21 protein-coding genes and 1 tRNA gene are annotated in these 22,732 nt (G+C 66.0%); 12 read left to right on the top strand and 10 right to left on the bottom strand.

Annotation, left to right across the window (positions count from 1 at the left end; translation table 11 throughout):
• Positions 1-3 precede the first annotated feature (3 nt).
• The gene (locus R3P93_RS09270) at positions 4-375 is read left to right on the top strand and encodes a DUF3817 domain-containing protein (protein WP_176460304.1); all 372 of its coding nucleotides are present in this window, start codon (positions 4-6) and stop codon (positions 373-375) included.
• Positions 376-489: 114 nt separating this feature from the next.
• Entirely contained in the window at positions 490-1,377 is an 888-nt protein-coding gene (locus tag R3P93_RS09265) for a tetratricopeptide repeat protein (RefSeq protein WP_068050416.1), read from the top strand.
• Between the two features lie 9 nt (positions 1,378-1,386).
• On the opposite strand, the gene R3P93_RS09260 is transcribed toward R3P93_RS09265, so the two are convergent.
• The 3 genes from R3P93_RS09260 to R3P93_RS09250 are packed head-to-tail and all read right to left on the bottom strand — an operon-like array spanning position 1,387 to position 7,055.
• A complete protein-coding gene (locus R3P93_RS09260) occupies positions 1,387-2,835 on the bottom strand; it encodes a neutral zinc metallopeptidase (RefSeq protein ID WP_317532859.1) in 1,449 nt (482 codons plus the stop codon).
• Positions 2,836-5,037: a 1,4-alpha-glucan branching protein GlgB gene (gene glgB / locus R3P93_RS09255; protein ID WP_317532858.1), complete on the bottom strand. Its 2,202-nt coding sequence runs from the start codon at positions 5,035-5,037 to the stop codon at positions 2,836-2,838.
• 11 nt (positions 5,038-5,048) lie between these two features.
• Entirely contained in the window at positions 5,049-7,055 is a 2,007-nt protein-coding gene (locus R3P93_RS09250; protein WP_149406329.1) for an alpha-1,4-glucan--maltose-1-phosphate maltosyltransferase, read from the bottom strand.
• Positions 7,056-7,260: 205 nt separating this feature from the next.
• On the opposite strand from R3P93_RS09250, the gene glgP reads away from it, so the two are divergent.
• Entirely contained in the window at positions 7,261-9,783 is a 2,523-nt protein-coding gene (gene glgP, locus R3P93_RS09245; RefSeq protein WP_317532857.1) for an alpha-glucan family phosphorylase, read from the top strand.
• 7 nt (positions 9,784-9,790) lie between these two features.
• Here glgP and R3P93_RS09240 read toward each other — a convergent pair whose 3' ends face one another.
• Both R3P93_RS09240 and R3P93_RS09235 read right to left on the bottom strand, forming a co-directional pair.
• A complete protein-coding gene (locus R3P93_RS09240) occupies positions 9,791-11,839 on the bottom strand; it encodes an ATP-dependent DNA helicase (RefSeq protein ID WP_317532856.1) in 2,049 nt (682 codons plus the stop codon).
• A 50-nt stretch (positions 11,840-11,889) separates the two neighbouring features.
• On the bottom strand, positions 11,890-13,239 hold the full coding sequence (locus tag R3P93_RS09235) for a nicotinate phosphoribosyltransferase (RefSeq protein ID WP_094688347.1): 1,350 nt from the start codon (positions 13,237-13,239) through the stop codon (positions 11,890-11,892).
• Positions 13,240-13,297: 58 nt separating this feature from the next.
• Between R3P93_RS09235 and clpS the strand changes: the two genes are divergently transcribed.
• The 8 genes from clpS (at position 13,298) to R3P93_RS09195 (ending at position 19,153) form a co-directional block, all read left to right on the top strand.
• Positions 13,298-13,657, top strand: coding sequence for an ATP-dependent Clp protease adapter ClpS (gene clpS, locus R3P93_RS09230; RefSeq protein ID WP_269595871.1), 360 nt, complete (start codon positions 13,298-13,300; stop codon positions 13,655-13,657).
• Positions 13,658-13,701: 44 nt separating this feature from the next.
• Positions 13,702-14,271, top strand: coding sequence for an oxidative stress transcriptional regulator AosR (gene aosR, locus R3P93_RS09225; protein ID WP_068050408.1), 570 nt, complete (start codon positions 13,702-13,704; stop codon positions 14,269-14,271).
• A 9-nt stretch (positions 14,272-14,280) separates the two neighbouring features.
• Positions 14,281-15,366 carry a P1 family peptidase gene (locus tag R3P93_RS09220; RefSeq protein ID WP_269595869.1) on the top strand — a complete coding sequence of 362 codons (1,086 nt, stop codon included), beginning with the start codon at positions 14,281-14,283 and terminating at the stop codon, positions 15,364-15,366.
• Between the two features lie 59 nt (positions 15,367-15,425).
• A complete protein-coding gene (locus tag R3P93_RS09215; RefSeq protein WP_317532855.1) occupies positions 15,426-16,055 on the top strand; it encodes a rhomboid family intramembrane serine protease in 630 nt (209 codons plus the stop codon).
• Between the two features lie 112 nt (positions 16,056-16,167).
• Positions 16,168-16,926 carry a cyclic nucleotide-degrading phosphodiesterase gene (locus R3P93_RS09210; protein WP_188078671.1) on the top strand — a complete coding sequence of 253 codons (759 nt, stop codon included), beginning with the start codon at positions 16,168-16,170 and terminating at the stop codon, positions 16,924-16,926.
• Positions 16,927-16,947: 21 nt separating this feature from the next.
• On the top strand, positions 16,948-17,733 hold the full coding sequence (gene rph, locus R3P93_RS09205) for a ribonuclease PH (RefSeq protein WP_068050410.1): 786 nt from the start codon (positions 16,948-16,950) through the stop codon (positions 17,731-17,733).
• Positions 17,726-18,340 carry an RdgB/HAM1 family non-canonical purine NTP pyrophosphatase gene (gene rdgB / locus R3P93_RS09200; RefSeq protein ID WP_317532854.1) on the top strand — a complete coding sequence of 205 codons (615 nt, stop codon included), beginning with the start codon at positions 17,726-17,728 and terminating at the stop codon, positions 18,338-18,340. The genes rph and rdgB overlap by 8 nt, the downstream gene beginning before the upstream one ends.
• 9 nt (positions 18,341-18,349) lie before the next feature.
• A complete protein-coding gene (locus tag R3P93_RS09195; protein WP_317532853.1) occupies positions 18,350-19,153 on the top strand; it encodes an esterase/lipase family protein in 804 nt (267 codons plus the stop codon).
• A gap of 2 nt (positions 19,154-19,155) precedes the next feature.
• Here the strand turns inward: R3P93_RS09195 and R3P93_RS09190 are convergent, their stop codons facing one another.
• The 4 genes from R3P93_RS09190 to R3P93_RS09175 all read right to left on the bottom strand — a co-directional run bounded on the left by R3P93_RS09190 (position 19,156) and on the right by R3P93_RS09175 (position 20,800).
• The gene (locus R3P93_RS09190) at positions 19,156-19,509 is read right to left on the bottom strand and encodes a DUF3817 domain-containing protein (protein WP_068050412.1); all 354 of its coding nucleotides are present in this window, start codon (positions 19,507-19,509) and stop codon (positions 19,156-19,158) included.
• Positions 19,506-19,907 (bottom strand): transcriptional regulator, encoded by a 402-nt coding sequence (locus tag R3P93_RS09185; protein ID WP_317532852.1) that lies wholly within the window; start codon positions 19,905-19,907, stop codon positions 19,506-19,508. Before R3P93_RS09185 ends, R3P93_RS09190 begins: the two co-directional genes overlap by 4 nt.
• 89 nt (positions 19,908-19,996) lie before the next feature.
• Positions 19,997-20,653 carry a maleylpyruvate isomerase family mycothiol-dependent enzyme gene (locus R3P93_RS09180; RefSeq protein WP_317532851.1) on the bottom strand — a complete coding sequence of 219 codons (657 nt, stop codon included), beginning with the start codon at positions 20,651-20,653 and terminating at the stop codon, positions 19,997-19,999.
• A gap of 62 nt (positions 20,654-20,715) precedes the next feature.
• A tRNA-Leu gene (locus R3P93_RS09175) sits at positions 20,716-20,800 on the bottom strand.
• A gap of 164 nt (positions 20,801-20,964) precedes the next feature.
• Here R3P93_RS09175 and R3P93_RS09170 point away from each other — a divergent pair.
• Entirely contained in the window at positions 20,965-21,756 is a 792-nt protein-coding gene (locus R3P93_RS09170; RefSeq protein ID WP_317532850.1) for a TetR/AcrR family transcriptional regulator, read from the top strand.
• Here R3P93_RS09170 and R3P93_RS09165 read toward each other — a convergent pair.
• Positions 21,723-22,454 (bottom strand): hypothetical protein, encoded by a 732-nt coding sequence (locus tag R3P93_RS09165; RefSeq protein WP_317532849.1) that lies wholly within the window; start codon positions 22,452-22,454, stop codon positions 21,723-21,725. The genes R3P93_RS09170 and R3P93_RS09165 overlap by 34 nt on opposite strands.
• Positions 22,455-22,732 lie beyond the last annotated feature (278 nt).

Genomic DNA, 22,732 nt, shown 5'->3' with positions numbered 1-22,732 from the left:
ACAATAGCTGGCATGACCAACTTCTTCGACCTGAGCAGCACGGCCAAACGTTTTCGTTTCATCGCTGTGCTCGAAGCGTTCACCTGGCTCGGACTGCTGATCGGAATGGCGTTCAAGTACATCCCCGCCGACGGCAACGAAATCGGTGTGAAGATCTTCGGACCGATCCACGGCGGCGTGTTCGTGGTGTACCTGGCCGTTGCCGTGTTGACGGCGATCAAGCTCAAGTGGGACGTCAAGGCGACCTTGCTCGCTCTCGTCGCGGCGTTCCCCCCGTTCGGCACCGTGATCTTCGAGATCTGGGCCGCGCGCACCGGCCGTCTCGCCGAGCTGAGCACCGGCCGATCCGCCGCCGATGCCAAGGTTCTCTCCTGACCGACCGGCACCGCCCGCCAGTGGATGACGCATCGCGTTAGTGACAAACTGTATGGCGTGACTCGACCCGGTTCCCGTCCTCCCGTCCGCCCGTCAGCCGTCGTTCCCGCATCCATTGCCGGTGCCGTCGACCTGTCCGTTCTCAAGGACCGTCCGGCACCTGCACCTGCAGCCGAACCCGCAGGCGACGCGGGAGGACTGGCACCGATCGTGGACGTGACCGCGGCGACGTTCGAGGCCGAGGTTCTCCAGCGGTCCACGCAGGTACCGGTGATAGTCGACCTGGGTTCGGCGCGTTCGCCGCAGTCCCAGGCGTTGACGCGTCAGCTCGGGCAGCTGGCCGTGGAAGCCGCGGGTACGTGGGTGCTCGCGCGGGTCGACGTGGACTCCAATCCGCAGATCGCCCAGGCCTTCGGCGTACAGGCCATTCCGACGGTGGTTGCCGTCGCAGCGGGCCAGCCCCTCGCCGATTTCCAGGGCACCCAGTCGGACGAGCAGTTGCGTCAGTGGCTACAAGCCGTCGAGCAGGCGACTGCAGGAAAGCTCACCGGGCCTCCCGGGGCGGCTGCTGCCGAACCGGAACCCGAGATCGAGGATCCGCGGATCGTTGCAGCCGAAGAGGCCATCGACGAGGGCGATTTCGACAAGGCAGAAGCCGCCTACCAGGCGATCATCGACGCCGAACCGAAGAACACCGAGGCGGTTGCCGCACTGCGTCAGGTCAAGTTCCTCGCACGGGTGCAGAACCTGGCACCGGACGCGATTGCACTCGCCGACGCCGACGCCGGAAACGTCCAGGCTCGGATCGACGCAGCGGACGCCGAAATGGCCGGTCAGCAACCGGAGCAGGCCTTCGCTCGTCTGATCGACGGAATCAAGATCAGTGCAGGCGACGACCGCACTGCACTGCGCACTCGACTGCTCGAGCTGTTCGAGCTGTTCGACTCGGCCGATCCGCTGGTGGTCTCCGCGCGGCGCAAGCTCGCGTCCGCTCTGTACTGACAGCGGGACTCAGCTGTAGCGCGCGTCGCACAGTTCCCTTCCGCCGAGAACTCCCGAACGGAACGCGTCGACTCGGGAGAACCCCGACGGCAGCGTCGTACCGTTGACGTCGCTGGCCGCGAGGCCGTCGCTGAGCAGTCCGGACACGGCTTCGTCGAGATCGCCTGGGGAAAGAAAGACTTCGAGGCCGGTGTCACCGTTCTCGGCGCTCATCGCCGAGGTGATGACCCCGGACAGGCATGCCGAACGCAGAGCGGTCTGCGGGTCGTCGAGGGTCTGGCCGGCTTCCTTCTGCACCGCGAGGGTGTAGCGCGAGGCGAACAGCACGTAGGCGCTGTAGTCACCGGAGACGTTGAGCGGCAATATGTCTCCGCGCTGCGGGGTCTCGGGCTGGCCGACTTCGGCCAGGGCCTCGACGTCGACGCCGATGGTGTTGGTCGAGGGGCAGTACGACACCGGCGCAGTGGCTTCGGCGTCGGCGCATCCGACGTCCGATCCGGTGTAGTCGACGGACGGGGGATCTGCGACGGGCAGGACCTGCTCGAAGGATCGAGTGAAGGCGTCGAGGGAGTCCTCGGTGACCGGTAGTTCACCCGAGTCGTCGGGATCGTCGAATTTCTGCGGCAACGATGCTCGACGCGAGTCGATCTCGGCCTCGTCGATGCTCGTGCAGGCCCCGGCACCGTCGGTGAAACCGATCTGCACTGCGGTGACGCGCTCGAAGGCAGAGCCGTGCACCGATTCCGGATCATTGGGATCGACGTCGCGGACGGCGACCGTTGCGGCGAGGACGCCGTTCAGTCCGTCCGAGGTGTTGATGGTGAAGTGCGGCGCATCGCCCTCGGCGACGTGGCGGATGAAGGCACCGGCGAAACAGTCGGCCTGTTGCTCGGCAACGATGGTCGGGGTGTCGTCGCCGACGAGCCCCGACTGGTGCTGAATGGCATGGCCGTATTCGTGGGCGATGACCATCACCACCGACATCGGTCCGAACGCGTCGACCAGAGCCGGGAGCAGGATGGTCCGGTCCCAGCCGATCGAGTCGTCACGGGTGCAGTAGGCAGCGTTGGGAATACCGCCGGTTCGGTCTCCGCAGAATCTGATGCCCGATCCCTCGTCCTCGGACGCGTCCCACGAGACGACCTTCGAGACCGGGGTGAACGTGCCCTTGAACAAGCTGGAGTACTGCTCGGCCCAGAACTGCTGGATGTCGTCGATTGCGTTCGTGGCGAGGATGTCCGAGTCGGTGCCCTCGGCGTTCTCCACGGTGATGGTCGAATCGGGGGCATCGGGACGGGGTCCGCTGGGCCCGCTCGTCACCGGGAGTCCGGCAACGGTGAACGGGTTCTCGTAGATCGATACGGCGTTTCCGCTGACGGTCTGCGCGCACGAGGTCAACAGGATCAGCCCTGCAGTGGCGGCCGCGGCCAATAGTCGGGGTGTGCGGCCGCCACTCATCTATCGCTCCAGTTTTATCCAGATCGCCCCGTTGGCGGGTAGGGCGACCTGGCCTGATGCCGGTCGACCGTGCCACGAGTGCGATGTTGCCGTCACTTCACCCAGGTTGCCCACACCGGAGCCGCCGTACTCCGTTGCGTCGGTGTTGAGGATCTCTGTCCAACGGCCGGGTTCCGGTAGTCCCACACGATAGCTGCCGTGCTCGGTACCGGAGAAGTTGAAAATACACGCGATGACCGAACCGTCGGATCCGTACCGCAGAAAGCTCAGCACGTTGTTCTCGGTGTCGTTGGCGTCGATCCACGAGTATCCACTCGGCGAGGTGTCGAGCGTCCACAGTGCGGGGTGGGACTTGTACGTCGAGTTCAGATCGGACACAAGGGTTTTGACGCCGTTGTGCAGAGGTTCTTCGTCGATCTGATACCAGTCGAGTCCGCGTTCCTCGGACCACTCACGGGTCTGCCCGAACTCCTGTCCCATGAACAGCAGTTGCTTGCCGGGGTGCGCCCACATGTAGGCGAGCATGCCGCGCAGGCCGGCTGCCTTGGCGTAATCGTCGCCGGGCATCCGAGTCCACAGCGTGCCCTTGCCGTGCACCACCTCGTCGTGGCTGATGGGGAGCAGGTAGTTCTCGCTCCACGCATAGACCAGAGAGAAGGTGATCTCGTGGTGGTGGTAGCTGCGATGGATGGGATCACGCCCGAGGAAGCCAAGCGTGTCGTGCATCCAGCCCATGTTCCACTTCATGTTGAACCCGAGTCCGCCGACGTTCGTCGGCCGGGTGACGCCGGGCCACGCCGTCGATTCCTCGGCCACGGTGACGACACCGCGGTGCTTCTTGTGCACCGTCGCGTTCATCTCCTGCAGGAAGGTCACGGCCTCGAGGTTCTCGCGGCCACCGTAGATGTTCGGCGACCAGCCGCCATCGGGGCGGGAGTAGTCCAGGTACAGCATCGATGCGACGGCGTCGACGCGCAGTCCGTCGATGTGGAACTCGTCGATCCAGTACAGCGCATTCGCGACCAGGAAGTTACGCACCTCGCGCCGCCCGAAGTCGAATACCAAAGTGCCCCAGTCGAGTTGCTCGCCGCGCTGCGGGTCGCCGTGCTCGTAGAGCGGGCCGCCGTCGAACCGAGCCAAAGCCCATTCGTCCTTGGGGAAGTGGGCGGGCACCCAGTCGACGATCACGCCGATGCCGGCACCGTGCAGGTGATCGACGAAGTAGCGGAAATCGTCGGGGCTGCCGAAGCGCGATGTCGGTGCGTAGTACGACGTCACCTGGTAGCCCCAGGATCCACCGAACGGATGCTCGGCGACCGGGAGCAACTCCACGTGCGTGAAGCCGGTCTCGGTGATGTATTCGGCCAACTGCTCGGCCAACTCGCGGTACCCCAGGCCCGGCCGCCAGGACGCCAGGTGGATCTCGTACACGCTCATCGGTGCCTGCGTCGGCTCGATGCCGGCCCTGGTGTCGAGCCAGGACTCGTCGTTCCAGGTGTACGAGGACGCGGTGACGACCGAGGCCGTCGACGGTGGGATCTCGGTGGCGAAGGCCATCGGATCGGCCTTGTCCTTGACCGAACCGTCGGCACCGTGGACGCGGAACTTGTACAGCGCGCCCGGAGCGATGTCGGGTACGAAGATCTCCCACACGCCGGTCGAGCCCAGTACGCGCATCGGCCAGCTTCGACCGGTCCAGCCGTCGAAATCGCCGACGAGGGTGACACCCTGGGCTGCAGGAGCCCAGACCGCGAACGAGGTACCGGTGACGGGGCCGTCGGGTGTCGCGTACGACTGTTGGTGCGCGCCCAGAATGTCCCACAGACGCTCGTGCCTGCCCTCGCCGAACAGGTGCAGATCGAGCTCGCCGAGAGTGGGCAGGAACCGGTATCCGTCGGCGGATTCGGAGACGTGTCCACCGGGCCAGGTCACCACGAGGCGGTAGTCGATCAGGTCCTCGAACGGAATCAGAGCCGAGAAGAGTCCGTGGGCGACATGGGTCAGTTCGTGGTCGACACCACCGACGCGGGCGACGACCTTCTCGGCATCGGGCTTGAGGGCGCGGATCGCGGTTCCACCGGCCACCGGATGGGCTCCGAGAACGGAATGCGGGTTGTAGTGCCGCCCTGCAGCGATGAGTTCGAGATCGTTGTCGGACGGGGCTGCGACGGTGTCTTCGGGCGTCGTCGGATTCTCGGTCACGTTGAATCCACTCACTTTCGGTTGCCGCGGTAGGCCAGTTCGATACGAGCCGGGTACGGGATGTGGGGGAGCGTGAAGATGTGCGCCACCGACGTCCAGGGCTCGAGCCGGACGAAATTGGTGTGGCCCCAGTCGTAATGGACTCCGCTCACTTCGTCCTTGATCGTGAGGGTGTCCTGCCAGTCGTGGCCGAGGGCAGGCATGTCCAGGTGGATCGTGCCTTCTTCGGCTCCGAAGGGATTGAGGTTGATCACCACCAGGATCGAATCACCGGTCTGCGGGTCGAACTTGGAGTACCCGATCAGCGCCTCGTTGTCGATGGTGTGGAAGTGGATGTTGCGGAGCTGCTGCAGCGCCGGATGCGCCCGCCGGATTGCGTTCAGCGTGGTGATCCAGGGCTCGAGCGACTCGCCGCGGGCCAGCGCACCCTCGAAGTCGCGTGGACGCAACTGGTACTTCTCCGAGTCCAGGTACTCCTCGCTGCCTTCTCGCACGGCCTGGTGCTCGAACAGCTCGTAGCCGGAGTAGACGCCCCAGGTGGGGGCCATCGTCGCCGCGAGAGCTGCTCGGAGAGCGAACATTCCGGGCCCGCCGTGCTGCAGACTCTCGTGCAGGATGTCCGGAGTGTTGACGAACAGGTTCGGACGCGCGTCGTCGGCGCGTCGGGCATGTTCCTCGGCGAACTCGGTCAGCTCCCACTTCGCGGTACGCCAGGTGAAGTACGTGTACGACTGCGTGAAGCCGCGCTGCGCCAGTCCGTACATGCGCACCGGGCGGGTGAACGCCTCGGCGAGGAACAGCACGTCCGGGTCGGTCTTCTTGACCTCGGCGATGAGCCATTCCCAGAAGTCCGGCGGCTTGGTGTGTGGGTTGTCGACTCGGAAGACCTTGACTCCCAGCGAGATCCAGTATCGGACCACGCGCAGCACCTCTTCGTAGATGCCGCGTCGGTCGTTGTCGAAGTTGACCGGGTAGATGTCTTGGTACTTCTTCGGAGGGTTCTCGGCGTAGGCGATCGTGCCGTCCGGCAGCACCGTGAACCACTCGGAATGTGTTGCAGCCCAGGGATGGTCGGGAGCAGCCTGAAGGGCGAGATCGAGTGCCACTTCGAGGTTGTGTTCGTGTGCAGCGGCGACGAACGCGCGGAAGTCGTCCTCGGTGCCCAGTTCGGGGTGGATGGCGTCGTGTCCGCCGTCCTTCGATCCGATGGCCCACGGCGACCCGACGTCCTCCGGTCCCGGGGTCAACGTGTTGTTCGGGCCCTTGCGGTTGATGGTGCCGATGGGGTGGATCGGCGGCAGGTAGACGATGTCGAATCCCATCCGCTCGATGCGGGGCAACTGCTCGATCGACGTCGCGAACGTGCCGTGCCGCGGAGTGCCGTCCTCGTTCCATCCGCCGGTCGACCGCGGGAAGAATTCGTACCAGGCACCGTTGAGTGCGAGATTGCGATCGACCCACACGTTCACCGCGCGCGATCGAGTCACCAGTTCGCGCAGTGGGTGTACGAACAGCAACTCGGCGACCGACGATGCGAACGCGGAGGAGACCCGGGCAGGCAGCGGGCGGTCGGTGTCGCGCAGCGCGGCGGCGACATCGGCCAGCATCTGCCTGCTCTCGGCAGGAACACCGGTGGCAGCCCGCAGGAACAGCCGTGCGCCGATCTCGAGATCGTTCGCGAGTTCGTGGGCACTCTGGCCCACTCCGAGCTTGGCTTCGACGGCATGGCGCCAGGTGCTGATCGGATCGCTCCACGCTTCGATGCGGCAGATCCAGTAACCCGGCCGAGAGGGGACGAACACCGCGTCGAACGTGTCGGGTTCGCGGCCCGGTGTCATCGGGATGCGTTCGAGTTTGCCTCCCGGTCCGCGCACCGACAGTGTCGCGGCCACCGCGTCGTGACCCTCGCGCCAGACGTCGGCGGAGACTGGAAACGTCTCGCCCACCACCGCTTTCGCGGGGTACTTCCCGGTCGTCGTATCTGGAAGGACATTGTCGATACCAAGTCGACCTGTCACTTCACACTCCATTCTTCGCTAGAGGTATGGCTGCGCGGGCGCAACCTCTGATCGAACCGATCTCGGTGTGCTTCTACTCGTCAACCGTAGTGCAGCAATGCAGATGGCGCGTGCGCCGACGCATACTGCCCGCGACGGACACCGTGGAGCAGATTTCGTGCAAGCCGCCCATCGACACAGGTGTCCGTGGGTAGGGTTCGATCCTGTGAAAGCTTTGCGCCGATTCACCGTCCGAGCCCATCTTCCCGCCCGCTTGAATGCCCTCGCCGAGCTCTCGACAAACCTCAGGTGGTCGTGGCACTCGTTGACGCAGGATCTGTTCGAGCACATCGATCCACTGTTGTGGACCGAACTCGAGCGCGATCCCGTGGCCGTACTGGGAGCCGTCGCACCGGCGCGTCTGGAGGAACTCGCGGCCGACGAGCGCTTTCTGACCGAGCTGGACGCCGCCGAAGCGGATCTGCACGACTACCTCGCCCGTCCGCTCTGGTACCAGAACGAACTGGCCGAGGGACGTGCTCTGCCGTCGGGCATCGGGTATTTCTCGATGGAGTTCGGCGTCACCGAGGTGCTGCCGAACTACTCGGGCGGGCTCGGCATCCTGGCCGGTGACCACCTCAAGGCGGCCTCCGACCTGGGGTTGCCGTTGATCGGTGTCGGGTTGCTCTACCGCTCGGGATACTTTCGCCAGTCGCTGACGGCCGACGGTTGGCAGGCCGAACGATATCCGTCCCTCGACCCGCACGGTCTGCCGCTGCGGTTGCTCACCGACGACGGCGACTCTCCGGTGCTGATCCACGTGTCCATGCCCGGATCTCGGGTTCTGCGGGCACGGGTGTGGATCGCCCAGGTGGGACGTGTCCCGCTGCTGCTGCTCGATTCCGACATCGCCGACAACGACCCCGAGCTCAGAGGAGTCACCGACCGGTTGTACGGCGGCGACCAGGATCACCGCATCAAGCAGGAGATACTCGCCGGTATCGGCGGAGTTCGAGCGATCCGGGCCTACACCCGTGCACACGGACTGCCCGATCCCGAGGTGTTCCACATGAACGAGGGCCACGCCGGCTTCCTCGGCGTCGAACGCATCCGCGAACTCGTCACCTCGGGAACCCTGGACTTCGACGCGGCACTGGCTGCGGTGCGAGCCGGCACCGTCTTCACCACTCACACTCCTGTCCCCGCCGGAATCGACCGGTTTCCGGCCGATCTGGTGCGGCACTACTTCGGAAGTGCGGACGGGGGCGCGGAGTCGGCGCTGCTGCCGGGTCTGCCGATGGACCGAATCCTCGCCCTCGGCGGCGAGAGCGACGCCTCGGTGTTCAACATGGCGCACATGGGGCTGCGTCTGGGACAACGCGCCAACGGGGTGTCGAAGCTGCACGGAATCGTCAGCCGCGAGATGTTCAACGACCTGTGGCGGGGATTCGACGCCTCCGAGGTGCCGATCGGGTCGGTCACCAACGGGGTGCACGCTCCGACGTGGTCTGCCCGCGAATGGGCGCTGGAGGGGGAGCTGTCCTCGGAGCGCGTGTGGTCCACGCGCAACACCCTTCGCGCGCAACTGGTGGACGAGGTGCGGCGTCGGGTGCGGCGCTCGGCGCTCGAACGTGGCTCCACCGAGGCCGAGATCAGTTGGACAGCAAACGTTTTCGATCCCAACGTACTCACCGTCGGGTTTGCTCGACGGGTACCGACGTACAAGCGACTGACGCTCATGCTGCGCGAACCCGAGCGACTGCGCGCCATGTTGCTGGACCCGGTTCGTCCGGTCCAGCTGGTGGTCGCGGGCAAATCGCACCCCGCCGACGACGGAGGAAAGGCGCTCATCCAGCAGATCGTCAGGTTCGCCGATCAGGCCGACGTACGGCACCGCATCGTGTTCCTGCCCGACTACGACATGTCCATGGCGCGATTCCTGTACTGGGGATGCGATGTGTGGCTGAACAATCCGCTGCGCCCGCTCGAAGCGTGCGGTACCTCGGGCATGAAGTCCGCGCTCAACGGCGGCTTGAACCTGTCGATTCGCGACGGGTGGTGGGACGAGATGTACGACGGGGAGAACGGCTGGGCCATCCCGACGGCCGACGGCGTCACCGACGACAATCGCCGTGACGATCTGGAGGCCGCTGCGCTCTACGAACTCCTCGAACAGGCAGTACTGCCGAAGTTCTACGACCGCGGGGACGACGGCGTGCCGAGCCGCTGGATCGAAATGGTGCGGCACACCCTCGAGCAGCTGGGCCCGAAAGTGCTGGCGTCGAGAATGGTTCAGGACTACACACTCGGCTACTACGCGCCCGCAGCCGAATCCGCCCGCGCGGCCTCGGCGGAGAAGCACCGCGGTGCCACGGACGTCGCGTCGTACCGCCGCCGCGTCGAACAGGCATGGGGCGCAGTGAAAGTCACCCGCGTCGACAGTGAGGGTCTGCCCGACACGCCGGTGATCGGTGCGGAGCTCTCACTGCGCGCGAACGTCGATCTCGGTGGACTGGACGCGTCGGACGTCGTGGTGCAGGCGGTCGTGGGACGCGTCGACGAGGACGAGAACCTCACCGACATTCGCACGACGGCCATGACGCACGTGGGAACCGACGGCGGCGAGCACGTGTACGCGGGCGAGACGCGGCTACCGCACAGCGGCACGGTGGGATACACGGTGCGGGTGCTTCCTCATCACCGCGGTCTGGCCTCGGATGCCGAGCTCGGTTTGGTGGCGACTGCTTGAGGGGCAGCTACTTTCCGGCCAGGCGGGTGAGGGCCTTGCGGACCACCTCCGGGTCCGAGGTCTCCCAGAACGGCGGCAGCGAGGCACGTAGGTAGCCGCCGTAGCGGGCGGTCGCGAGGCGCGAATCGAGAACGGCGACAACACCTTTGTCGTCGACGCTACGGAGCAGTCGACCGACGCCCTGCGCCAGCAGCAGGGCTGCATGGTTGGCAGCGACCGCGAGAAAGCCGTTGCCGCCACGTGATTCGACGGCCTGCTGCCTGGCCACCAGCAGCGGATCGTCGGGCCGCGGGAACGGAATGCGGTCCAGGATCACCAGGCTCAGCGACGGGCCCGGGACGTCGACGCCCTGCCACAGTGACAGTGTCCCGAACAGGGAGGTGGCCTCGTCGTCGGCGAACTTCTGCACGAGGGCACCGGTGGAGTCGTCGCCCTGGCACAGGATCGGCGTGTCGAGGCGCTCCCGCATCTCCTCGGCGGCGGCCTTGGCGGCGCGCATGGACGAGAAGAGTCCGAGTGTGCGGCCACCGGCGGCGCTGACCAGCGACTCGATCTCGTCGAGGTAGGACTTGGAGAGGCCGTCGCGTCCGGGCGGCGACAGATGCTTGGCGATGTACATGATCCCTGCCCGAGCGTGGTCGAACGGCGACCCGACGTCGAGCGAATTCCACCTGATCGACCCGGTGTCGGACGGCGGTTCCACACCCGACGCCATCGCGGTGTCACTGCGCGACGGTTTCTCCGCAGGCAGGCCCCAGTTGACAGCCAACCCGTCGAACGATCCGCCGACGGTCAAGGTCGCGGAGGTGAGGACCACGGTGGACTCGGCGAACAGGCGCGCTCGCAGCAGCCCGCCCACCGACAGCGGGGCGATGCGGACGGTGCGTTTGACGTTGCCGCGGAAATCGTCGACGGCATGCCAGACGACGTCCTTGCGTTTGGCCGGATCGGGTTCGTCGAATGCCGTGAGAACACGGACCGCGCTGTCGTGGACCTCGTCGACCGCGACGAGTGCGGCGCTGCGAGCCGCGGCGGCCTCGGGGTCACTGGTGGCCATGCCCTGCTTGTTGGGGCCGATCGCGGTGCGTACCGCCCAGGCCGCGTCGCGAATGGACGCGAGCGCGGGGCCGACGCCGTCGGGTAGGGACTGCCACCGGCTCGGGGGCAGCTCGTCCAGAATCGCGGCCCAGTTCTCGGCAGCTCCCTCGAGCTGGTCGACCGTCTCCTCCTCGATGAGCTTCGCGCTACGACGCGCTGCTGCGGTGACGGTGGCGGCCGACAGTTCCTCGGTGGCGACGCCGGTCACTCGGTCGACCAGTTCGTGGGCCTCGTCGACGACCACGACGTCGTGTTCGGGCAGGATCTGGATTCCGGTGATCGCGTCGATCGCGAGCAGGGCGTGGTTGGTCACGACGACGTCGACCTGGGCGGCCTCGGTACGGGCGCGCTCGGCGAAGCAGTCCTCGCCGACGGGGCAGCGGGATTTGCCCAGGCATTCACGCGCGGTGACGCTGACCTGACGCCAGGCCTGATCGCTGACTCCGGGCACGACGTCGTCGCGGTCGCCGGTTTCGGTCTCGGACGACCACTTGGTCAGCCGTACCACCTCGCGGCCCATGCGTGAGACCGCGAACGGGTCGAACAGTTCCGCATCCGGTGCCTCTTGCGCGGCACCGGTGTGGATCTTGTTCATGCACAGATAGTTGTTGCGGCCCTTCAGGATTGCGAACTTGGGGCGACGGCCGACGGCCTCGGTCAGGGCGTCGGACAGGCGGGGGAGATCGCGGTCGACCAGCTGCCGCTGCAGCGCGATGGTGGCCGTGGAGACGACGACGGTCTTGCCCGATTCCACCGCGTGCCTGATGCTGGGGACGAGGTAGGCGAGGGACTTACCGGTTCCGGTGCCCGCCTGCACCGCGAGATGTTCGCCGGTGTCGATGGAGTGCGCCACCGCCGAGGCCATCGTCAGCTGATTGCTGCGTTCCTTGCCGCCGAGCGAGTGCACCGCGACCTGCAGGAGAGCGGGAACGGTTGGCAACTCGGTCTTCGACGGCACCGAAGCAGACTACTGCCGATCGCCCACCCGGTTCGGTACCGACACCGCTGTCACCCCTCGACGAAGCGGGTGGGTATCGCCGGCTCGCCCTGAGACAGTTTCAGGCCCTCCCACGGCAGGCTGACGAGGCGCCTGGCCAGCAGGTCGCGGCCGTCGGCGAGCGTCGGTAGGTCGGCGACTCGTTCGCCGCCGCGAACCAACGGCGTGGTCAACGTCTCCGCCGTCAGATCGTCGTCGACGGTCGGGGGAGCGTCGAACGGGTACACGATCTCCTCGACTGCGGTGCCGGTCCGGCGCGCGGTACGCAGCGCCGCCTTGGTGCCACCGCGCGACTCCTTGTGACTGCTGCGCTTGGCGACGGGAATGCCGTCGACGGTGACGAGTTTGTAGACCATGCCGGCCGTCGGGGCGCCGGAGCCGGTGACCAGCGACGTGCCGACGCCGTAGGAGTCGACCGGCTCGGCTCGCAATGCCGCGATGGCGTATTCGTCGAGGTCACCCGAGACGACGATCTTGGTCTTCGGCGCACCCAGGGCGTCGAGTTGGTCGCGCACCTGCCGCGCGAGCACACCGAGGTCGCCGGAGTCGATGCGCACACCGCCGAGTTCGGGCCCGGCCACCTCGATGGCGTTGGCAACGCCCTGGGTGATGTCGTAGGTGTCGACGAGCAGTGTGGTGCCCACGCCGAGCGCGCGCACCTGCGCCGCGAATGCGGACCGTTCGTCCGGGCCGTCGGCAGTGGTGTGCAGCAGAGTGAACGCGTGCGCCGATGTGCCCGCACCGGGGACGCCGTGGCGTCGGACGGCTTCGAGATTGGACGTCGCGGTGAATCCGGCGAGATATGCCGCGCGTGATGCGGCGACAGCGGCTTCCTCGTGGGTTCGACGCGACCCCATCTCGATGATCGGACGGGACTTCGCGGCCGCCACCATCCGCGCTGCAGCGGACGCGATGGCGCTGTCGTGATTGAGGATCGAGAGGACCACGGTCTCGAGGACCACGCACTCGGCGAAGGTGCCGCGGACGGTCAGAACAGGTGAGCCGGGGAAGTACAGCTCACCCTCGCGATAGCCGTCGATGTCGCCGGTGAACCGGTAGTTGCGTAACCACTCAACGGTGTCGGCGTCGAGGAATTCGGCGACGATCCGCAACTCGTCCGGCCCGAATCGGAAGCGCGCGATCGCGTCGAGAATGCGTCCGGTGCCGGCGAGAACTCCGTATCGACGGCCACCGGGCAACCTGCGCGCGAAGACCTCGAAGCTGCAGATGCGATCGGCGTAGCCGCTGGCCAGGGCGGCCGAGAGCATCGTGTATTCGTACTGATCGGTCAGCAGCGCGGTGCTGGCACCGTCGCTGTGATTCGCGTGATCTGTGGTCGCGTCGTTGCTCACCTCGCCCACACTACGAGCGAAGGGGCGAGCGTGGGACGCTGGCCCGACACGCCGTACCCTGTTGGGCATGCCTTGGTTGACGGTGGACGGCTCGCTTCTGCCCGTGGACGGCTTCTCGGCACGTGAGGTCGTTGCTGCGTCACCGCAAGCGGTCCCGGCCCAGACCGAGGCCGTTGCGGCCGACGAGTCTCACGACACCCCCTGGGTCACCATCGTGTGGGACGACCCGGTCAACCTGATGCACTACGTCACCTACGTCTTCCAGAAGCTCTTCGGCTACAGCAAGGCCAAGGCGACCGAGCTGATGATGCAGGTGCACTCCGAAGGCAAGGCCGTGGTGTCGAGCGGCGAGCGCGACGCGATGGAGAACGATGTTCGACGGCTGCACGCGGCGGGTCTGTGGGCCACCATGCAGCAGGACAAGTAGTCAACCGCTCATCACCTCTTCATCAGAGAAGGACATCAGCAACAGTGCGCACGTGGACGAGACGGAATTCGCTGTCCGGGGTCAAGATCAAGTCCGAGATCGATGCTCGTGAGGCCGCCGTACTCCGTTCGCTTGTCGGCTCGGTTCTCGGTTTGCTGCGCGACCGTTCCGCCGCTGCGCCCACCGACGAACTCGCAGCGCTGACCGGTCTGCGCACCGGGCACAACAGCCCGCCCGAGGATGCCGCACTGGCGCGGCTGTTGCCGGACTTCCACCGCGCCGACCCCGGCCGCGACGAGGAGGATCCGACCGACCTCAACGGTGCCCTGCGCGGACTGCACGAGCCCGAGATCATCGACGAGAAGTTGGCTGCCGGATCGATGATCCTGGCCACGCTTCCCGAGTCCGGTGGCAAGATCGTGCTGACCCAGGAGCAAGCGGATGCTTGGCTGACCGGCCTCAACGACGTGAGGCTGGCGCTCGGCACGACGCTGGGGATCAGCGCGGACACACCCGACGTTCTCGACGAGGGTGATCCTCGCGCTCCACATCTCGACGTCTACCACTGGCTGACCTGGATGCAGGATTCACTCGTACAGGTCCTCATCCCCTAGGACGCACGCGTGACCGCTGCATTCCAGACTCCCGGACCGCGGGACTCCCTGACCGACGTGGCCGGTCTGCTGGTCGGTCATCATCACGAACTCGACGACGACGCCGCGATGGGCTCCGGTTCGGCCACCGGCTGCACCGTGGTGCGTGCGCTGGGTGGTGCGACGGCGGCCGTCGATGTTCGCGGCGGCGGGCCGGGGACTCGCGAGACCGATCTGCTCGATCCGAGCCACTCCGTGCAGCACGTCAACGCGATCCTGTTGACCGCGGGCAGTGCCTACGGGCTCGCCGCGGCCGACGGTGTCATGCGGTGGCTCGAAGAGCACGGTCAGGGCATCCCGATGGGCAGTCCCGATCACGTCGTACCGATCGTCCCCGCCGCGGTCATCTTCGATCTTCCGGTCGGCGACTGGGCTTCACGGCCGACGGCGGAATTCGGCTATCTCGCCGCGGCCGCAGCGGCAACCGATTTCGCGACGGGATCGGTCGGGGCCGGTGTCGGTGCCCGCGCCGGAGTTCTCAAGGGCGGTGTCGGTACCGCGAGCACGGTGATCGCGGGCGGTCCGGCGGACGGGGTCACCGTCGCGGCGCTGATGGTCGCCAATCCGGTGGGCGCGGTATTCGACCCGCGCACCGGCCTGCTGTGGGGCGTCGGCACGCTCGGGCCCGCGGCGTTCGGGATGCGCAAGCCCGACGTGAACCAGCTGTGGTCCGCGCTCGCCCTCGAACCGAAGGGCACTGCGCTCAACACCACGATCGGTGTCGTCGCCACCGATGCTGCGTTGTCGTCCGCGTCGTGCAAGCGGATTGCCGTCGCCGGTCACGACGGGTTGGCGAGGGCCGTGCGACCGGCACACTCGCCGCTCGACGGCGACACGATCTTCGCCGTGTCGACCGGCACCAGACCCGTCACCGCGGAGTCCTCGGTGCCCGCCGCGTTCTCCGCGGAACTCCCGGTGCTGGCCGCGGTCACCGAGGCCGCGGCGATCGTCGTCGAGCGAGCCATCGTCGCGGCCCTGCTCGACGCCACCTCGGTGGCCGGCATCCCCACATATCGCCAGATCTTCACGTCCGCGTTCGGTGGATCGGGAGCCTGAGCTCAGCTCGCGCGATACCTCTGCCCGGTACCGTGGAGGGAACTGTTCCGGAGGCGATCATGAGCGATATCAGTAACCGTCCCGCCGAGCGTGCGCGGCCGGTCTGGATGCAGGCCGCCATTCTGGTGGGAGCATTCACCGTGTTGCTGTGGGTCATCGAGTTCATCGATGTGGCCAGCGGGTCGAGGCTCGAACGCAACGGGATACAGGCCCGCTCGGTCGAGGGTTTGTGGGGCATTCTGTTCGCGCCCGTGCTGCACGACGACTGGCAGCATCTGATCGCGAACACCGTGCCGATAGTCGTACTCGGATTTCTGGTGTTGCTCTCCGGTTTGACGCGTGGTCTGGCTGCCACCGGGATCATCTGGGTGGTCGGCGGGTTCGGTACCTGGCTGACTGCCGGTTCCTACACGAACACGATCGGCGCGTCGATCCTGATCTTCGGTTTCATCGCATATCTGTTGGTGCGTGGCTTCTTCACCCGCAATCTCGGTCAACTCGCGATCGGAGTCGTGGTGTTCGTGCTGTACGGCAGCGCACTGTGGGGCGTGCTGCCGAGCGAGCCCAACGTCTCCTGGCAGGGGCATCTGTTCGGCGCGGTCGGCGGAGTGGTTGCCGCTCGACTGCTGTCCGCCGACGCGCGAGCCGAGAGGGCACGCGCGAAATCGCTCGATCGGCCCACTTCGTAGGTTCGAGGTAACTGCAGACACACCCGTGGTCGGTGGTGAATTTCGCCGACTCGCGCTGTGAATACTGCCCGAACGTTTCGAGTGATGCGCTCGGCGTGGCAGCATGGCTTTCATGCGAATTACCGTCCTGGGATGTTCGGGCAGTGTGTCCGGACCCGATTCACCCGCGTCGGGCTACTTGTTGGAAGAAGAGGAGACCGCGCCGGTCGTCCTCGACTTCGGTCCCGGCATCCTCGGGGCGTTGCAGCGCTACGCCGATCCCGGAGATGTGAGCGTTCTGCTCTCGCATCTGCACGCCGATCACTGCCTCGACGTTCCCGGACTGCTGGTGTGGCGTCGCTACCATCCCAGCCCGCCGGAGGGACGAGCGATCGTCTACGGACCCAAGGACACGGCGTTCCGGCTCGGAGTCGCCTCGGCCGAGTGCGGCGGGCAGATCGACGACATGTCCGACACCATCGACCTGCGTCGCTGGGTGGACGGACGCACCGTGGAGTTCGGCAAGTTGTCGATTCTCGCTCGGCAGGTGTTCCATCCCCCCGAGTCGTACGGCATGCGCGTCACCACGGCGCAAGGCCGCACCTTCGCCTACAGCGGAGACACCGGAATGTGTCAGGCCGTCCGGGACCTGGCGCACGGGGCCGACATGTTCCTGTGCGAGGCGTCGTGGACCGACAGTCCGGAGCGGCCCGAGGGAGTGCACCTGTCCGGAACCGAGGCCGGCCGCATCGCTCGTGAGGCCGGGGTGGGGGAGCTGCTGCTCACCCATATTCCGCCGTGGACGTCCCGTGAGGACGTCATCGCCGAGGCCAAAGCGGAGTTCAGTGGACCGGTGCACGCCGTTCTCCCAGGGGACGTCTTCACCGTCTGAGGACGCGCTAGGCTTCGAGTCGTGTCCAGACGAGAAGACGGCAGGGCGGACGACGAGCTCCGCAACATCAAGATCACCCGCGGCTTCACCAGCCACCCGGCAGGGTCGGTGCTGGTCGAGTTCGGCAACACCAGGGTGATGTGCACGGCCAGCGTCGAGGAGGGCGTGCCGCGCTGGCGGAAGGGATCCGGCCTCGGTTGGCTCACCGCCGAGTACGCGATGCTCCCGGCCGCGACGCACACTCGCAACGGCCGTGAGTCCGTCAAGGGCAAGGTCGGCGGGCGTACCCAAGAAATTTCCCGCTTGGTCGGGCGTTCACTGCGTGCCTGCATCGATTTGGCCGCCATCGGCGAGAACACCATCGCCCTCGACTGCGACGTACTGCAGGCCGACGGCGGCACCAGAACTGCAGCTGTCACCGGAGCGTTCGTGGCTCTCAACGACGCCGTCACCTACCTGCGAGCAGCGGGACGCCTCGCCGATCCGCAGCCCATCTCGTGCATGATCGCCGCGGTCAGTGTCGGCGTCGTCGACGGCCGAGTGCGCCTCGATCTGCCCTACGAGGAAGATTCGCGCGCCGAGGTCGACATGAACGTCGTCGCCACCGACACCGGCACGCTGGTGGAGATCCAGGGAACCGGAGAGGGCGCGACCTTCCCCCGAACCACACTCGACAAGCTGCTCGACTCCGCATTCGTCGGCATCGAGAAGTTGTTCGAGGTGCAGAAGGAAGCATTGGCGTTGCCGTACCCGGGCGATCTGCCCGAGCCTGCGGCCGCGGAATCGAAGAAGAAGTTCGGTGGCTGACACCAAGCTGCTGGTAGCGAGCCGAAACGCGAAGAAGTTGCGCGAACTCCGGCGGGTGCTCGACGCCGCCGGAGTGGCCGGAATCGAACTGGTCGGCCTCGACGAGGTCCCGCCGTTCCCGGAGGCCCCCGAGACCGGAGCGACCTTCGAGGAGAATGCACTCGCCAAGGCGCGTGACGGAGCGGCGGCCACCGGATTGCCATGTGTGGCAGACGATTCCGGAATCGAAATCGATGCCCTGAACGCCATGCCAGGGGTGCTCTCGGCTCGCTGGTCCGGTGCGCACGGGCAGGACGAGGCCAACACCGCACTGGTGCTGGCGCAGTTGACGGACACCCCCGACGAGCGTCGCGGAGCCGCATTCGTCTCGGCGTGTGCGCTGGTGATTCCCGGCGGCACCGAGACGGTGGTCCGCGGTGAATGGCGCGGAGTAGTGGGCCGAGAGCCGTTGGGGGAGAACGGCTTCGGCTACGACCCCATTTTCGTGCCCGAGGGCGACGGCCGCAGTGCCGCGCAACTGAGCCCGGACGAGAAGGACGCCGCCTCACATCGCGGTCATGCACTGCGCAAGCTCGTGCCGGCGCTCGAAGAACTGACGGGGCGGTAGCTCGTGGCGATGCGAACCGTTCTGACGCGGACGTCGGTTGTGTTCGCCGCCGCTGCGCTGTGCCTGGCAGGTGCCCCGGCCTCCGCGGCACCGGCCGCGGGCTCCTTCGCCGAGGCGTTCGCGTACTCGATCGCGCACCCGGGCGTGACTCCTTCGGGCTCGAACGACTTCTCGTGTGTTCCGAGCGCGCAACACCCGGAGCCGGTGGTGCTGGTGCACGGCTTCCTGGAGAACTCGTACGACAACTGGGCATCGCTGTCGCCGAAGCTGGCCGAGGCCGGATACTGCGTGTTCGCGATCGACTACGGCAACACCGGGCCGGTTCGGGCGTTCGGTGCGCTCGAGCCCATCCCGGAGAGTGCCGCGGAACTGTCGACGTTCGTCGATTCCGTACTCGAGGCAACAGGTGCGCAGAAGGTGTCGATCGTCGGCCACTCGAAGGGTGGCACGGTGCCGCGGTACTACGCCCGCTTCCTCGGTGGAGACCGAACGGTGGCACGCATCGTGGCGTTGTCTCCGCCGAACTACCCGACGGCGGGACCGCCGGTGCAGGACGACGTGCTCGAGCGACTGAACGAGGGCAGCGACACCGTCTCGGGCATCGAATACACGACGATCGTCACCCGTTACGACCAGATCGTCGTTCCGTACACTGCCTCGCTGCTCAGCGGCGCAGGAAACACGAATGTGGTGTTGCAGGACGTGTGCCCGGCCAACACCGTCGAGCACACCGGAATCTCGTACGATCCGCTTGCTCAGCGGATGGTGCAGAACGCATTGGATCCGGAGAACGCAGAGCCGATCAACTGCTGATGTCAGACGCCGAAGTCGGCTTTGACCTGCTTGGTGCGCTTGTGCTCGACGTAGAACGACAGGAACGGGATAGTCCCGGCCAACAGTGTGCCGATGGTGCGGGCGGCAGGCCACCGAACCTTGATCGCCAGATCGACGGTGAGCACGAGATACACGAGATAGACCCAACCGTGTACGACGGCAATCCAATTGGGCACGTTCTCGACCTTGAAAATGTACTTGGCGACCATCTCGGTCACGAGAACGAGCAGCCAGATTCCCGTGGCGTACGCAAGAACGCGGTAGCGCAGCAGCGCGGACGCGATCTTCTGAGTCTTGTTCGCAGACGCCTGCGTCTTCTCCGGTGCCGAACTCACGTGGTGCTCCTGTCGGTCCCGCGGGATTCGTTCAGCTCCGCGAGGTAGCTGTTGTATTCGAGTAGTTGCCGCGCCTCGGGATCGTCGAGGTCGCGGGCGTCTGCCGCAGGCGCGCTGCGCTGGGGGAGCAGGTCGAGGGGCACCTCTGTGGGTCCGTCGGGTCGCGCTGCTGCCGCCTCGTCCGGGTCCTCGTCTTCGAGGCGGACGAACTTGCGGTAGGCATAGACCACGAACACTGCGAACAGAGGCCATTGAAAGGCATATCCGAGGTTCTGGCCGTTACCGCCCACTGCCTCGAAGCGCTCCCACTGCCACCAGCCGAGGCCCAGGCATACCGCCGCAGACACGATGACCAGCGCGATCAGTGCTGGCCGACGGTTCGGGCGGGGTGAAGTCACCCCTCGACGGTACCGGAGGTACTACTACTGCAGGTAGTCGCGTGCTGCGGCCCGGTGGTGATTCTCACCATGGACGGTTCGAGTTCGGCTCACGCCCGACGACGGTTGGCCCGTGCCTGGGCGAGTTGCTCGGCACCGGGCCCGGTCACGTCCGCCAGGGCGCTGCTGCGTCCGGTCAGAACCAGTGCCAGGGTGCCGGCCGATCCTTCGATGACCGGGCCCTCGCCGCGGCTCCAGTCGAGATCGGTCGCGCGCCACTGCAGTCGAAGCTCGGGGCCTTTGAACGGTGCGGCACCGCTCGCGGGCACCAGGAAGTCGAGCATCGTGATCATGCGGTGGTCGGGGACGTGGTGTTCGATTCCCAGCGGCGTGCACAGGTCCAATCCGTGCACGATGACGTCGGACAAGGGGGCCAGCGGACCGTGGCCCGGCGGGGTGAATTTCTTGTCGGCGTGGGCGGTGAGCAAGGCGGGCAATTCGTCTTCGTGCTCGCGACGAACGCGCGTGGTCATCAGTTGATTGGCTCGGTCGAAGTTGCCTCGGGTGCGCACCATGACGAGTCCGAACTGCCAGAGCGGGACGATCAGTGGCACCACCAGATGGGCGGCGACGTCTCGGACGGTCCAGACCTCGCACAGCGATTGGGCGTCCCATTGTTCGGGGGTGAGAGTCTCGAGAGTTCTTGCGAGAGAACGTCTCTCGTCTGCGATCTCGGCGAAGATCGTGTCGTTCGATTCCTCGGGCATTCGAACCGCCTTCACACGTCGGAACTTGCAGAAGTCTCGAGAAAAGCCGGGCCGAACGACCGTGGTGCGCGAGGGGGGACTTGAACCCCCACGTCCTGAGACACTGGAACCTAAATCCAGCGCGTCTGCCAATTCCGCCACTCGCGCGTGCCGGTGAAGTCTACAACCTGGATGGTTGTTGTCAGTGGCGCGGTCTGCTCGACTGTGTGCCCACGAATTGTTCGGATGCTCACCTGTACAGGTAGGCATCTGGACAATCGGTGGGCACACGTCATGCGGTGTACACCGTACGGTGTCGCTACACTCGCCGAGTGGCATCGAAAAAGGACATCCCCTTCGACCCGGCCCGGACACTCGGGCTTTTGTGGCGAGTCGGTGCCAAGCCGAGTCGGACCGGACTGAGCGTAGATGCGATCGTCGATGCCGCCATCGAACTGGCCGATGCGACCGGTCTGGAGTCGGTGTCGATGCGGAACGTGGCACAGCATCTCGGTGTCGGCGCGATGTCGCTGTACACACATGTGCCGGGCCGGGAGGAGCTGGCCGATCTGATGATCGATCGAGCGCTTGCAGGTCTCTACTCGCACGTCGACGAGCCGGCCTCCGTCGCCGGCGGATGGCGTCCCGCGATGCGCTTCGTTGCCGAGCGCAATTGGTCTCTGTATCAACAACATTCGTGGCTTCTCGAGGCGGAGGGGGCACGGCCCGTGCTCGGTCCGCACACCAACGACAAGTACGAGGCCGAGTTGCGCCCTCTCGAAGGCATCGGCCTGGGCGACGTCGAGATCGACTCCGTTCTCACTCTGGTTCTCACTCACGTCTCCGGTACCGCGCGAGCCCTTGCCGGCGTGACCCGTGTCAAGGAGCAGTCGGGCATATCCGACGCCCAGTGGTGGGCGGCTACCGCGCCGATCCTCGAACGGGTGATGGACCGCGAGCGCTTTCCGGTGTCGTCTCGGGTCGGGACGGCCGCGGCGACGTCGTACGACGCCGCCAGCGACCCCGTGCACGCCTACCGGTTCGGGTTGGAGTGCATTCTCGACGGTGTGGAGGCGATGATCTCGCGAAGTCAGCCCGTCGGTCGAAGTGCCGCCTCGGAGTGACGCTTCTTCGGTCTACGTAACTTGTGTTGATATCGCCAGATTGCGTGCTCGAGTGAGGCGAGTTCGGTGCTCAGTGCGTCCGCCGTCGTTGCAAGGATCACGGACGCGCGGTCCTCGGTAATGCCGACGGACAGGTTCTGGTGGAGCGGTTCGAGCGCGTCGGCGACGAACGAGTTCAGATGTTCGGTCGCCTTGTCGGTGCGCACTCCCAGATGCATGAGCATGCACTCCCAGGTGGTCTCGCCGAGCCCGGGAATCGCGCAGAACGCCTCGAATTGGTGCTCGGTGTGCTGCTCGAAGTCGCTCGAACGACTCAGGCCCACCGAGATCAACGTCCGAGCAGCCACGGCAGCGGCAGCACCCTTGGTTCGACTGTTTCCCGGAACCAGTTGACGGTTGGAAAGAATCTCGACGAGTAGATCCGGACTGTTGGTCAGTTCGGCGAGGGTTGTCAAGTCGTCGAGTCGGTTATCGCCGCGATGCGATCGCCATCGCTGGACCACCGCACGGACCCCGCTCGAAGGGCCGCCGTAGGGAGCGCGCGCCGAGAAGATCGCATCCAGCAACGCCACCTCGCTCTCGCCCCGCCACCCCGGTGTCCAGTGTGGCGAACGGGATTGCGGCGCATGCGATTCGATGTGCAGAAGCATCGCGTCGAGCTCGTCCTCGGTGCAGATATCCGTTACCGATGAATACATGAATTCCCCCCGGATTTCGTCGACCGCTCTCCCGGCGAGCGGCTCGTTCGCACAAGGTAGAGGACCGCACCGACAAGGTTGGGAGCTGCTCATCTGTGCTCGAGATCACATCACGAAACGATAACGAAAAATGCGAGGCTTTCCTCATGTTCTGGCGTCCCGCTCGACGCTCTCGCCAGCGTGGATGCGGGTTACCGACGAGTCGGGTAAACAAAAGGTAAAGCCGCTTCGAGTGACGTACTCGCTGGTAGCACTCGGACGTCCGAGCAAACCTGAGG

It is taken from the genome of Rhodococcus cerastii (assembly GCF_033042195.1).
Lineage (GTDB): Bacteria > Actinomycetota > Actinomycetes > Mycobacteriales > Mycobacteriaceae > Rhodococcoides.
This window is presented reverse-complemented; position numbering and strand designations above follow the sequence as displayed.